The sequence below is a fragment of the Roseibium marinum genome (assembly GCF_002906165.1).
GTDB classification, from domain to species: Bacteria; Pseudomonadota; Alphaproteobacteria; order Rhizobiales; family Stappiaceae; genus Roseibium; species Roseibium marinum.
Genome location: NZ_PPCN01000001.1, coordinates 401,025 through 413,208, shown reverse-complemented (window position 1 = coordinate 413,208; position 12,184 = coordinate 401,025). Strand labels below are relative to the sequence as shown.

Annotated in this window: 12 protein-coding genes; 1 reads left to right on the top strand and 11 read right to left on the bottom strand. The window is 63.1% G+C overall.

Annotated elements, in window-relative coordinates; genetic code table 11:
* Position 1 precedes the first annotated feature (1 nt).
* The 6 genes from trbK-alt to trbB are packed head-to-tail and all read right to left on the bottom strand — an operon-like array spanning position 2 to position 5,006.
* Entirely contained in the window at positions 2-274 is a 273-nt protein-coding gene (trbK-alt, locus tag CLV41_RS01950) for a putative entry exclusion protein TrbK-alt (protein ID WP_103220591.1), read from the bottom strand.
* A 5-nt stretch (positions 275-279) separates the two neighbouring features.
* Positions 280-1,020, bottom strand: a complete 741-nt coding sequence (trbJ, locus tag CLV41_RS01945) for a P-type conjugative transfer protein TrbJ (protein WP_208987225.1) — start codon at positions 1,018-1,020, stop codon at positions 280-282.
* Positions 1,013-3,472, bottom strand: coding sequence for a conjugal transfer protein TrbE (gene trbE, locus CLV41_RS01940; RefSeq protein ID WP_103220589.1), 2,460 nt, complete (start codon positions 3,470-3,472; stop codon positions 1,013-1,015). The genes trbJ and trbE overlap by 8 nt, the downstream gene beginning before the upstream one ends.
* A 3-nt stretch (positions 3,473-3,475) precedes the next feature.
* Complete coding sequence (locus tag CLV41_RS01935; protein WP_103220588.1) at positions 3,476-3,745, bottom strand: VirB3 family type IV secretion system protein; 270 nt, start codon at positions 3,743-3,745, stop codon at positions 3,476-3,478.
* Positions 3,745-4,074 carry a TrbC/VirB2 family protein gene (locus CLV41_RS01930; RefSeq protein ID WP_103220587.1) on the bottom strand — a complete coding sequence of 110 codons (330 nt, stop codon included), beginning with the start codon at positions 4,072-4,074 and terminating at the stop codon, positions 3,745-3,747. Before CLV41_RS01930 ends, CLV41_RS01935 begins: the two co-directional genes overlap by 1 nt.
* Complete coding sequence (gene trbB, locus CLV41_RS01925) at positions 4,071-5,006, bottom strand: P-type conjugative transfer ATPase TrbB (protein ID WP_208987317.1); 936 nt, start codon at positions 5,004-5,006, stop codon at positions 4,071-4,073. The genes CLV41_RS01930 and trbB overlap by 4 nt, the downstream gene beginning before the upstream one ends.
* Before the next feature lie 280 nt (positions 5,007-5,286).
* Between trbB and CLV41_RS01920 the strand changes: the two genes are divergently transcribed.
* Positions 5,287-6,588, top strand: coding sequence for a hypothetical protein (locus tag CLV41_RS01920; RefSeq protein ID WP_103220585.1), 1,302 nt, complete (start codon positions 5,287-5,289; stop codon positions 6,586-6,588).
* Between the two features lie 69 nt (positions 6,589-6,657).
* On the opposite strand, the gene CLV41_RS01915 is transcribed toward CLV41_RS01920, so the two are convergent.
* The 5 genes from CLV41_RS01915 to CLV41_RS01895 all read right to left on the bottom strand — a co-directional run bounded on the left by CLV41_RS01915 (position 6,658) and on the right by CLV41_RS01895 (position 12,183).
* Positions 6,658-7,083 (bottom strand): ribbon-helix-helix domain-containing protein, encoded by a 426-nt coding sequence (locus CLV41_RS01915; RefSeq protein WP_103220584.1) that lies wholly within the window; start codon positions 7,081-7,083, stop codon positions 6,658-6,660.
* Between the two features lie 8 nt (positions 7,084-7,091).
* Positions 7,092-9,101 carry a conjugal transfer protein TraG gene (locus tag CLV41_RS01910; protein ID WP_103220583.1) on the bottom strand — a complete coding sequence of 670 codons (2,010 nt, stop codon included), beginning with the start codon at positions 9,099-9,101 and terminating at the stop codon, positions 7,092-7,094.
* Between the two features lie 23 nt (positions 9,102-9,124).
* Positions 9,125-10,882 (bottom strand): relaxase/mobilization nuclease domain-containing protein, encoded by a 1,758-nt coding sequence (locus tag CLV41_RS01905; RefSeq protein ID WP_103220582.1) that lies wholly within the window; start codon positions 10,880-10,882, stop codon positions 9,125-9,127.
* 247 nt (positions 10,883-11,129) lie between these two features.
* Positions 11,130-11,813, bottom strand: coding sequence for a lytic transglycosylase domain-containing protein (locus tag CLV41_RS01900; RefSeq protein ID WP_103220581.1), 684 nt, complete (start codon positions 11,811-11,813; stop codon positions 11,130-11,132).
* Positions 11,814-11,835: 22 nt separating this feature from the next.
* Entirely contained in the window at positions 11,836-12,183 is a 348-nt protein-coding gene (locus tag CLV41_RS01895) for a DUF736 domain-containing protein (RefSeq protein WP_103220580.1), read from the bottom strand.
* Position 12,184 lies beyond the last annotated feature (1 nt).

The window sequence follows — 12,184 nt, the reverse complement described above, 5'->3', positions numbered from 1 at the left end:
CCTACTCCTTCTCGGGCTCGTCGTCGGGAAGCCCGAGAAATCGGCGGCGTTGCTCAGCCCAAGCGGCGCGACAGGACTTGTCGGTGTCCAGCTCTTCCGGCGTCATCGTCCGGCAGCTTGCAAGCGCAGCCTGCAACGGATCGTTGCTCGCCGACGGTCTCGCCGGCGTTTCCGGAGCGACCGTGTTCGCCAGCTCAACCGCGGCGAAGAGTGCAGCGAGCCCGCCCAGGGCGACTGCGACGAGCCTGATGATTTGGTCGGGAGAACTGCGCACGGAACTTACCGGAACATGCTGACGGCGGTTGGCGTGTAGCCGGTCCCGTAATCGAGGAAACGGCTGAGGTTCTCCCGCCCCTGCGCTTCAGCGGAGGCGTGCCGAGCCGCGTCCAGCGCGTCCGCACGGTTCTGCGCGGCGATGGCGGCGGTTAGGTCCATCATCTGCTGGCTTTGCAATGCGAGCAGTTGATTGCCCGCCTGCGCTGCCTGCAAGGCGCCGACCGCACCCTGGCTTTGCGAGACGAGAGTGCTCAATTCCGTGCGCGTCGCTTCAATATTGCCGACGACGCCGGCCTGGACCTTCAATGCGTCTTCATAGCCTGCAACCGAGGTCCGCCAGCGCGCCTCGGCATTGGCGTTCATGGCGGCGAAATCGCCCGTTGCTGCGGCGTCTCCATATTGTTCTGAGAAGACGCGTTCGATTTCGGAGACGACGTATCCAACGCGCTGCGCCTCGCCCAACAGATCTTCCGTCTGCTGCATGATCGAGCGGAGACGCGCCAACGATGAGTGAGGCAGATTGGTCAGGTTGCGTCCCTGGTTGATCAACATCTGCGCCTCGTTCTGAAGCTGCATGATCTGATTGTTGATCATTTCGAGGGTGCGTGCGGCGGTGAGAATATTCTGCGCGAGGTTGGTCGGATCGATGACAACGTCGCCGACGCCGAATAGCGCATAGGCCGGTTGCATCGGTGCCAAAGCGATGGCCCCGGTCAGCATGAGGGCGGCGATTTTCTTACGCATGAGTAGTCTCCTGAGTTTGGGTTGAGGCATTTGGAGCGGGGATTGGGCCGAGCAGTTCGACGGCCCAATCGAGGCCGCGACGGGCGAGCCAGGCTGCGGCGAAACCGTCTCGTCCGTGTTCGGCGAGGATTTCGGTGATGGCGGCGTGATCGGTCTTCGAGGATGCGGCCGTGAAGGCGAGCGCGACCTCGCCGAGGCCGAGCGAGAAAAGCCGATTGCCGCGCCGCGACTGGCAGTAATAGTCGCGCTTCGGCATGGCCCGCGCGACGATCTCGATCTGGCGTTCATTGAGGCCGAAGCGGCGGTAGATGTCGGCGATCTGAGGCTCGAAGGCGCGTTCGTTCGGCAGGAAGATGCGCGTCGGGCAGCTCTCGACGATGGCGGGTGCAATCGCGGAATTGTCGATATCAGCGAGAGATTGCGTGGCGAAGAGGACGGAGGCGTTCTTCTTCCTCAACGTCTTCAACCACTCACGGAGCTGCCCGCCAAACGTCCCGTCATCGAGCGCGAGCCAGCCTTCATCGACGATGATGAGGCTCGGCCGTCCGTCGAGGCGATCCTCGATCCGATGAAACAGATAGGCGAGCACGGCGGGCGTCGCCGGGGACCCGATCAGCCCCTCGGTTTCGAAGGCCTGGAAGTCGGCTGTTCCGAGCTCTTCGGTTTCGGCGTCGAGCAAACGCCCGAAGGGACCGCCAAGACAGAATGGCGCGAGCGCCTGTTTGAGTTCGGTCGACTGCAACAGGACGGATAGCCCCGTGAGCGTTCGTTCTCCGACGGGCGCCGAGGCGAGCGACGTCAGCGCCGACCAGAGATGATCCCGTGCAACCGGATCGATGGTGACGCCTTCGCGCGCGATCAGGCCGGACAACCAGTCCTGCGCCCAGGCGCGTTCGCCGATATCGTCGATGTTGCGCAGCGGCTGAAGCTGGACGGCGGCTTCGTCATCTGAGAGCCCGCCGGCGAGATCCTGCCAGTCGCCACCACAGGCGACGGTCGCACAGCGGATCGAGCCGCCGAAATCGAAGGCGAAGACTTGGCTACGCCCGTAGCGACGAAATTGCAGCGCCATCAACGCCAGCAACACGGATTTGCCCGAGCCGGTCGGACCGACGACCAGCGTGTGCCCGACATCGCCGACATGGAGCGAAAAGCGGAACGGGGTCGAGCCTTCCGTCTCCGCATAGAAGAGCGGCGGGCCATCCAGATGATCGTTGCGCGCCGGTCCCGCCCACACTGCCGAAATCGGAATCATGTGAACGAGATTGAGCGTGGATACTGGCGGTTGACGGACATTGGCGTAGAGATGGCCAGGCAACGAGCCGAGCCACGCCTCAATCGCGTTCAAAGTCTCGGGCATGCAGGTGAAGTCACGACCCTGAATGACTTTTTCCGCCGCCTTTAGCTTTGCGTCCGCGACAGCTTCGTCCTCATCCCAGACGGTCACTGTAGCGGTGATGTAGGCGGCGCCCGCCATGTCGGCGCCCAGCTCTTGCAAGGCTTCATCGGCGTCGGCGGCCTTGTTCGCCGCGTCGCTATCGAGCAGCGTCGACGCCTCGTTGGTCATCACCTCTTTCAGGATCGCGGCGACGGATTTGCGCTTAGCGAACCATTGCCGGCGAATGCGCGTCAGCAGTTTGGTGGCGTCGGTCTTGTCGAGGCAGATAGCGCGCGTGACCCAGCGATATTCGAAGGGTTGACTGTTGAGCTCATCCAGCAGCCCCGGCCATGTGGCCGTGGGGAATCCGATGATGGAGAGGCTGCGCAGATGCGCCCCGCCCAAACTCGGCGCCAACCCGCCGACAAGCGCGCTATCGGCCAGGAGCGCATCGAGATGCATCGGCGTTTCCGGGACGCGCACGCGCTGGCGGCGCGTCGACACGGTCGAATGCAGAAAGGTCAGTGTCTCTTCGTCGGAGAGCCAGGCGGCCTCCGCCATGAAGCCGTCCAGGAGATCGAGCAGACGATCTGTTCGCGCCGAAAAGCTCTCGACATGCTCTTGCGGATTGAGGCTGCTGTAAGGCGCGTCCTCATAGAGCCATCGTCCCGCGCGGCTCGTATCGTCAAGCGGCGGCATCCAGACGAAAGTGAGGAAGTAGCTGCTTTCGAAATGACTCGACGCCTCCTCGAATTGAGCCCGGCGCTCCGCATCGACGAGGGCGGAAACGGCATCGGGAAAATGTGAGAGCGGATAGTCGCGCGCCGGCGCCCGCTGCGCTTCGACGAACACCGCCCAGCCCGATCCGAGCCGGCGAAGGGCGTTGTTGAGGCGGCCAGACACGGCGACGAGCTCTGACGGTGTCGCGGAGTCGAGGTCAGGCCCCCGAAACTTTGCGGTGCGTTGCAGACTGCCATCCTTGTTGAGGATGACGCCCTCCGAGACGAGCGCCGCCCACGGAAGAAAATCTGCCAGTAGGGAGGCGGTCGAGCGATATTCGGCGAGGCGCATCATCGCTCAGACTCCGAACCAGGTTGGGAAACGAAGATGCCGGCGCGCAACATCGACGATCTGGGGGTCGCGTTTTGCGGCCCAGACCGCGAGGAAATGGCCGACAAGCCAAAGTGCGATCCCGACTGCCCAGAGCCTGAGGCCAAGTCCGACGGCCGCTGCGAGCGTGCCGTTGGCGATAGCGATCGTGCGCGGTGCACCGCCGAGCAGGATCGGCTCGATCAGAGCGCGGTGGACGGGCGCGTAAAAGCCCGGAATATCGGCCAGCTCCCGCATCAGATCAGCGCTCCGCCGCCGAAGGAGAAAAAGGTCAGGAAGAAGCTCGACGCCGCGAAGGCGATGGAGAGGCCGAAGACGATCTGCACGAGGCGGCGAAAGCCGCCGGATGAGTCGCCGAAGGCGAGGGTCAGTCCCGTGATGATAATGATGATCACCGCGACGATCTTGGCGACCGGCCCTTCTATGGATTCCAGGATTGACTGAAGCGGCGCCTCCCAGGGCATGCCCGATCCCGCCGCATGGGCGGGTGCGACGACCAGAAGGCTGAACGCAAGCGCCGTCGCGTAGAGCGGCCAGCGTGGATAGAGAATTGTGGTTTTGGTCATGGATGGTCTCCTGTGTGGGGGTGAAGAAGCGGTTGAATCTGGTAGTCCCCGGTCGCATCGAGGCCCTCGACGCGGGCGAGCTCGGAAAGCCTGCGCGCCGATCCGCGTCCCGAGAGGACGGCGATCAAGTCGATCGTCTCTGCGATCATCGCGCGGGGCACGGTGACGACGGCTTCCTGGATGAGCTGTTCGAGGCGGCGCAGCGCGCCGACGGCCGAGCCGGCATGGATGGTGCCGATGCCGCCGGGATGGCCAGTGCCCCAGGCTTTGAGGAGATCGAGCGCCTCGGCGCCGCGCACCTCGCCGATGGGAATGCGGTCAGGCCGCAGGCGCAGCGAGGAGCGAACGAGATCGGAAAGCGACGCGACGCCATCCTTGGTCCGCAGAGCGACAAGGTTAGGCGTCAGGCATTGGAGCTCGCGTGTATCCTCGATCAGAACGACGCGGTCGGAGGACCTGGCGACTTCCGCCAGCAATGCATTGGTGAGCGTGGTCTTGCCGGTCGAGGTACCGCCAGCGACAAGGATGTTGGCGCGGGATGTGATGGCGTCGCACAATGCCGCCGCGGCATCGTCCGGCATGATCCCGGCGCGGACATAGTCTTCAAGCGTGAAGACGGCGACGGCCGGCTTGCGGATCGCGAAGACAGGCGCGGCGACGACCGGCGGCAACAGCCCCTCGAACCGCTCCCCCGTTCTCGGCAGCTCCGCGGACACGCGCGGGGATCTTGCATGGACCTCCGCGCCGACATGATGTGCGACCAAACGGACGATGCGCTCACCGTCAGCGGCGGAGAGCTCTACGCCCGTGTCGGCGAGGCCTTCGCTCAGCCGGTCCACCCAAAGACGTCCGTCCGGATTGAGCATCACCTCGACAACGGCAGGGTCTTCGAGCCATGCGGCGACGTCGGCCCCCAGAGCGGTTCTGAGCATGCGCGCGCCACGGGCGAGCGCTTCGGATTTGAATGTGTGGACGGTCACTGGCGGCCCCGCGTTTGATTACGGGGTCGATCAAGAAGACCGTTAAAGGCTCAGCGGCAACAACTTAGAAGGCGTAGTAGTACGAGTGCGCGCGAAGGCAGGAAAGCGCGTAGGTTGCAGGTTTGAATGATGACAGTTTTTCAGAAGAATCTGTCGGCGGTTGTTGCCAATTTGGCGTCCGCTTATTCTTCTATATGAAAATGTCGATGTCGAAACACGCAGGGCGGCTGAGATGACGAAGAAAGACGAACGAATTATTGATCTCCCGTCCGCGCGGGAGCTTTCAACTGTATTGCCCGCCGTGCGAGCGGTTCGGGGATTAGCGAACCTAGCCCTCAGAACGGGCCTTGGTGGAGAAAAGGCGCGAAAAATCATGGACAGTGCGGATCAGCTTCTTCTCCAGTCCGACATTCTCTCTCTTCCCGACCGCTTCAACGCAGTATTTGTGGAACGCGGTTGGATTGCGACGGCATCGATGTCGGTGGACGCAATGCGTACTGCTTTGAAGAAGCATGAAGAGGGCGATACGGATGCGGGGGAAAAGGTAATACTCGACTGGATACTTGATCCGGAGACCATCAACCTCTTCGCCATCACGCGGAGCAAATCGTTCAGCGATGTCCACGGCCGGTGGCATCAGCTACGCGAAGCACTCGCACTGACTGAGGAAGGCCGCTACTGGTCCGCGGTTCCGCTGGTCCTGATTGCGTCCGACGGTTTTGCGTCCGACGTATTGGGGACCTCGCCGTTCGAGAAGAACGCAGACCTAAGCCTTTTCGACTCGATGGTGGCTCACCCATCTTCGCTTCCCGCAGCAATTGCGCGGATTACGAAAGGGGTTCGCAAATCGAGCGACGATGCGCTTTCCTTGCCGCTCCGGCACGGCATTCTTCACGGCCGTTCGTTAGGCTATGCGAACCGTGCGGTTTGCGGAAAGGCATGGATGTTGATGATCGCGCTGGTGGACTGGGCGGCAGACAAACGAGACGAGGAGGCTCGGCTGACCAAAGACGAAGAACGACGATCCACAAACTGGGGCGACATCTCCTCATCGTTGCAGAAGAACCGGTCCGACAAGGCGGCTATCGAGGCGTTCGTGCCTCGAAATTGGGAGGGACCGTTCGCTGGAGACTTGGCTGAACATGAGCCACCGTTCGCGTTTCACGAGTTCCTCACTGGTTGGCAAACTAGGAACTTCGGCCTCATGGCGATGCGAGCCGTCAATATCACACGGCAGAAGCACGGTCATCTCGCGGGGCGTATGCGCGCAGATGCGGAGCATATGAAGCTCGTTGAGTTTGAGATCCTTTCAGTGTCTCAGACAACAGTCGCTCGGGCGGAGGCGCGTGTTCGAATGAAAGGCCAGAGCCTGAAGGGAGATGTTGGCGGCGATTTTATGATCTTGGCCTTCTGCCATACGGCTAGTGGGGAAATCGCAATATCTACCTATGAGGGCATATGGCAAGTTCAGCAAGGATGCATCTTTGATTTGATGCATGAACGGACGATCGAAAAGCGTGAAGCCAGAATGTAGGGTTTCTCGTATCATGTGCCCCCAGACCGACATTCGCGAAGGATGCGGCATCGACTGGGAGTGTTCAAGCTATCGTCGCTCAGGACGGATGCCAGCGATGTCCTCCGACACTTCCCTCGCAAAGGTGCTCCCCTTAGCTAAGCGTCGACCGAGCGTCTCAACAAACCCCTCGTACCGCTCCCGACCTTTCGCCTGCGCCGCCTCATGCATCGTATCTGGTAGCGGCGGCGTGGTTGTGAGCCAGAACCGGACGAATAGAGCCAGCGCCTCGTTGCCGATGGTCACATCCCGCTCTAGGCGTTCGACGGCGCGTGTCAGCCGGTCGAGGCGCCGCGTGATCGCAGCCTCGCGCTGATCGGCGGCATCCGGCGAGAGATAGGAGGCGAGCGCCGCCTCAACGATCTGGGACTTGGAGACTTTGCGACGCGCCGCCAAAGCGTCGAGCTCCGGCGACAACGCTGGATCGAAATACACATTCAGTCGATCTTTCTTCATGGCGGACCTCAGATCTCAATGCCGTCATCGGGATCGAGCGAGGCCTGACGCGCGATACTTCGGAACCGACCTTGCATCTGGCGTGCGCGCTGCGCATCGTCATCGGGTTCGTCGTCGAGCCCTGCGAACTCTTCCCGTGCCGATAGCGCCGGCTCCGGTGCGATGTCTTCATGTTCGGGCAGTTCAGGCTCGCGGCGGATACCCCCGTCTGCGTCTTCGCCCGCATCGACGGACGTCTTCTTCCGGGGCTTGGGCGCGGCGATCGGCGCCCGGCCGCTCCAATCATCCATCGTCACTTGATTCGGTGTGGTTGCTTCAGCAATCAGGTCCGGCGGCGACAGGATGCGTGTCTTGAGCTGGGGGTCGGCGTAGTAGCGCGCCTTCTTCCCCCGGACCGGCGGCGCGCCGGAGACGAGCACGATTTCATCGTCCGGCGGCAATTGCATGATCTCGCCGGGCGTCAGCAAAGGTCGCGCGGTCTCCTGCCGGGAGACCATGAGATGGCCGAGCCAGGGTGACAATCTGTGTCCGGCATAGTTTTTCATCGCCCGCATCTCGGTCGCCGTGCCGAGGGCGTCGGACACGCGCTTGGCGGTGCGTTCGTCATTCGTCGCGAAGCTCACCCGCACATGACAGTTGTCGAGGATGGCGTTGTTCTGACCGTAGGCCTTCTCGATCTGATTGAGGGACTGGGCGATGAGGAATGCCTTGATCCCATACCCGGCCATGAAGGCGAGCTGGCTCTCGAAGAAATCGAGACGCCCGAGCGCCGGAAACTCGTCGAGCATCAGCAAGAGGCGGTGGCGCTTACTGTCGGTGTTCAGTTCTTCGGTCAGTCTGCGTCCGATCTGGTTCAGCACAAGCCGGACCAACGGCTTGGTGCGGCTGATGTCGGAGGGCGGCACGACGAGATAGAGCGTGGTCGGCCGCGCGCCGGAGACGAGATCCTTGATCCGCCAGTCGCAACGGCTGGTGACCCTGGCGACGACGGGATCGCGATAGAGGCCGAGAAAGCTCATCGCCGTGGACAGGACGCCTGAGCGTTCGTTCTCCGACTTGTTGAGGAGTTCGCGCGCCGCCTGCGCCACGACAGGGTGCGGCCGGTCCCCCAGATGCGGCGTGCGCATCATTGCCGCGAGCGTCGCCTCGATCGGCCGGCCAGGATCGGAGAGGAAGGCGGCGACGCCGGCGAGCGTCTTGTCGGCCTCTGCATAGAGGACGTGAAGGATCGCGCCGACAAGTAGCGAATGGCTGGTCTTCTCCCAATGGTTCCGGCGTTCGAGCAGGCCTTCGGGGTCCACCAGGATGTCGGCGACGTTCTGGACGTCACGTACTTCGCTGTCGCCGCGCCGGACTTCGAGCAGCGGATTGTAAGCCGCGCTGTTTGGATTGGTCGGATCGAACAGGATGGTGCGGGTGAACCGCGCCCGCCATCCGGCCGTGAGCTGCCAGTTCTCGCCCTTGATGTCATGCACGATCGCCGAGCCCGGCCAGGTCAGAAGACTAGGGACGACGAGGCCGACGCCCTTGCCGCTGCGGGTTGGGGCGAAGCAGAGCACATGCTCCGGGCCGTCGTGCCTGAGGTAGTGGTTCTCGAAGCGGCCAAGCACGACGCCGTCCGCGGCAAACAGCCCGGACGATTCAACGTCTCTTCTCTCCGCCCATCGGGCCGAGCCATAGGTGGTGACGTCGCGCGCCTCGCGAGCCCGGAGGACGGAGAGGAAAATCGCGACACCGATCGCGGCGATCCCGCCGCTGCCCGCGATGACCGCGCCTTCGACGAACACACGTGGTGCATAAGCATCGTAGAAATACCACCAGACGAAGAAGCTCCAGGGCGGATAGACCGGCCATCCAAGAATGTCCGTCACCGGCGCGCCGAGTTGAGGCTGAAAGCCGAGCCGCCATGCAGTCCACTGTGTCGCAGCCCAGATGAAACCGACTACGACAAGCGAGACGATGACGATCTGGCCCCAGAGGATCTTGGTGTCCTGTGTTGGCTGTGTCTTGATCGGCATGTCTTTTCCTTCCGGGGCAATGCTCAGATGCCGAGCCCGCGCTTGCGGCCAAGGCTCCAGTCGATCCCGCCGCCGGGCGTCATCGTTCCCGTCACGGTTTGGCTGAGGTGACGTTCGAGCTGGGGTTTCCACGGGACGAGTTCGAAGCCGAGGCCGTTATCGACCATGGCGAAACGGCCTGAGGCGAGATCGAGCCGCTGGCGATAGGTTCCCGAGATGCGATCGCCTTCTGCAGAATTTCTGCGAGGCAAGCCTGTCTCGGCTTCGATAGCGGCCGCCGCTGCGTCGAGCTCCCGTTCGCGCAATGTCTTCAGGAGATCGCGGGCGAAGGTGACGCGCCGGCCATTTCTGGATGCGAGCCCTTCGTCGACCAGATGATCGGCGCGCCGGTCGAGCGCGTCGCGAACTTCGGCGCCGAAGCCGCCCATGCTGAGCGGCGCTTGGGTTTTGGCGAGTTGTAGCCGGTCGAGCCAGGTCGCGCCGTTCGCGCCGATCTGGGTTTCGAGGTTGAGGTCGGAACGCCCGACGAGGGCCATGCGCTGACGACCGCCATCGTCCGAGCGCCAGACCCGTGTCTCGACGATCCCGCCTTCGGGCGTGTCGCCCGTGGCGTCGAGATCGCTGAAGCGCAGATGGTGGACCCGGCCGTCCACCGCGTCGATCACGGCATAGGCCTCGCCGCGCAACTCGTCATGCAGACCGCGCTCGACAAGCCGTCCAAGTACTGGGGCGGCCGGTGTGTCCTCGATCGCGAAGTCCGCTTGCGCGCGATCAGGTCCGCTCGCCATGGCGCGGTGCATGGTCTTGATGATGTCGCCACGCTCGGCGAGATCGCGCAGCGTTTCCTGTGTGCCCGGTTTCAGGGACCAAACCGCCGGGGCGAGCCTGTCGGCGAGGCCGAGCCGTTCCAGCGTCTGGGCGCGACCAATAAGAAGTTTGCGCAATTCCGGATCGCGCGGTTCCGGTGAGCCGGGACGCAGATCAGCAACCCCGGCGCCGTCATCGGCGAGCCCCTGTAGCGCGCGGTCAAGACCCGTCCAGCGTTCGGCTTTCACCTCCGCTTGAAGTCCGGATGCGATCTCTTGCTCGGTGCGCGGCCCGAGCTCCAGTTCGACCAATTGCTCGGCGCGGCTGCGGAATCCTCGGCTGATATAGTCGCGGGCGATGACGAGGTCCTTGCCGTCGTCGGCGCGGCCGCGCACGAGAACATGGATGTGCGGATTGTCGGTGTTCCAATGATCGACGCCGATCCAGTCGAGCTTCGTGCCGAGATCATGCTCGGCCTGACGCATCAGGTCGCGCGTGTAGGCGCGCAGGTCTTCAAGGCGGTCGGCATCTTCGGGCGAGACGATGAAGCGGAAATGATGCCGATCCTCTTCGCAGCGTTCGGCGAAGGCGCGATCATCGACGCTGTCTGCTTCGGCGTTGAACATGCCCGCGTCGCGACCGTCACGGGCCACGCCTTCACGCTTGAGATAGGCAATGTGTTTGGCGAGCGGGGCGGACCGGAAGCGTGCGCCTCGATGACGGACAACGCGCGCCTTGATGACGACGCGCCGCTGGGTGCGTGACAGTCCGCGCGCTGCGCCGGGGAAGCGGCCTCGGCCGAATTGCGATCTGCGACGACGTCCTTTCGAACCGTTCAGCTTGTATCCGGTGTGTCCGGCCTTGCGGGCGGCGCCCATGACCTGGCCGACAAAGGTTTGAGCCCTGCGGACGCTTGTCCCCTTGTTGCGGATGCGGCCGGGCCGGATGCGCATGTCATTATCGCGGTCGCTCATGACAAAGCGCCCGCTTGAAAGCGCGCGGCACGGTGAAACCCGCGTAAAAACAGTGGGTTGAGCCGATCTGCGGCACTGCGCCCATGACCGCAGCGGGCGAAATGCCCAACAACAACAATGACATAGCGCGCATCCGTGCCGCGCCTTTTATCTCGCCCTCCCGTTGTTGTTGCGCCGTCCGTCCCCGTCCTTCCTCCCGGAAGCACGCCATCGCGCGACGGACTGCGCGGGAATGCGAAAAGGGGGATCATCGCTGATCCCCAGTTCCATGTGGCGGGAATAGGCTGTCCGAAACCCCGGTTGTATGCGGAAAATAAGCATCGGCGCCGCTGCCTGGATGCGTTTCGTCAGCAGCCGTCTGCCGATCAGTATGCGCGGTGAAGAGCGGCGCCGCGCGCCAGTCCACGGTCAGAAGCACACTCTGTTCATGCAGTGCCGCTGCAACTGATGCGCCGATGAGCGGCGCGAGCGCCGCAACATAATCGCGGGTTTCTCGTGGCAACGGTTGGCCTGTAGTTAGATGCTCGGCATAGCGTGTCGGTCCCGCATTGTAGGCGGCGAGGAAGCCCGGCGATCCGAACCGGTCATGCAGTTCACGGAGATAAGCGGCGCCCGCGAGAATGTTGTCGCGAGGATCGAACGGATCGCGCCCCAGACCGTAACGCGCGCGCAGCTCATCCCAGGTATCGGGCATGATCTGCATCAGCCCTATCGCGCCTTTTTCGCTTACGGCGCGCACGTCGCCGGCGCTTTCCCTGCGCATGACAGCGAGGATCCAATGCGCCGGGACGCCGAATCGCTGCGCAGCTTCGGCGATATAGGCAGCATAGAGACTGCCGCCTTGTTCCGTCCTGGCGGACGCGGTTTCTGCTGATACGGCGTGAGAGACAACCACGCCGGAGAGCAGACCGCAGAGGAGGAACTTCGCCATCGTCGCGCAGCGCCGAGACGGTCTAGCCGCGCTCATCACGCTTCTCGGAACGCTTTGCGGAGCGGTTCCAATAGAGCGCCCAGTGTCCGTCCTCGGCGTCGGATTTGAAGAGATTGGCGCGGATCGGAAATGCAAAGGTCGGGTCGTCGATCTGCAAAGAGATGTATTCGCCAGCCTTCTCGCCGGTGCGTTTCCAACCGGCGCCGATCTCCGGTCCGTCTTCATCGCCGTGATGGATGCGATAGTCGGGCGCGTTTTCGCTGTCCGACGATGTTGCCGGGACGAGCGTGAGTTCTCGGTAGAGAATGAGCGTGTGAAGGCGTCCGGTGAAGCCAGATTCCGTGCAGGTGAATTGACCGATCTGAGCCATG

Bases quoted from the DNA above. Each gene is read 5' to 3' on its own strand.
- trbJ (WP_208987225.1), bottom strand. From the start codon at position 1,020: ATGCGTAAGAAAATCGCCGCCCTCATGCTGACCGGGGCCATCGCTTTG.
- trbE (WP_103220589.1), bottom strand. From the start codon at position 3,472: ATGATGCGCCTCGCCGAATATCGCTCGACCGCCTCCCTACTGGCAGAT.
- CLV41_RS01935 (WP_103220588.1), bottom strand. From the start codon at position 3,745: ATGCGGGAGCTGGCCGATATTCCGGGCTTTTACGCGCCCGTCCACCGC.
- CLV41_RS01930 (WP_103220587.1), bottom strand. From the start codon at position 4,074: ATGACCAAAACCACAATTCTCTATCCACGCTGGCCGCTCTACGCGACG.
- trbB (WP_208987317.1), bottom strand. From the start codon at position 5,006: ATGCTCAGAACCGCTCTGGGGGCCGACGTCGCCGCATGGCTCGAAGAC.
- CLV41_RS01920 (WP_103220585.1), top strand. From the start codon at position 5,287: ATGACGAAGAAAGACGAACGAATTATTGATCTCCCGTCCGCGCGGGAG.
- CLV41_RS01915 (WP_103220584.1), bottom strand. From the start codon at position 7,083: ATGAAGAAAGATCGACTGAATGTGTATTTCGATCCAGCGTTGTCGCCG.
- CLV41_RS01910 (WP_103220583.1), bottom strand. From the start codon at position 9,101: ATGCCGATCAAGACACAGCCAACACAGGACACCAAGATCCTCTGGGGC.
- CLV41_RS01905 (WP_103220582.1), bottom strand. From the start codon at position 10,882: ATGAGCGACCGCGATAATGACATGCGCATCCGGCCCGGCCGCATCCGC.
- CLV41_RS01900 (WP_103220581.1), bottom strand. From the start codon at position 11,813: ATGGCGAAGTTCCTCCTCTGCGGTCTGCTCTCCGGCGTGGTTGTCTCT.
- CLV41_RS01895 (WP_103220580.1), bottom strand. From the start codon at position 12,183: ATGGCTCAGATCGGTCAATTCACCTGCACGGAATCTGGCTTCACCGGA.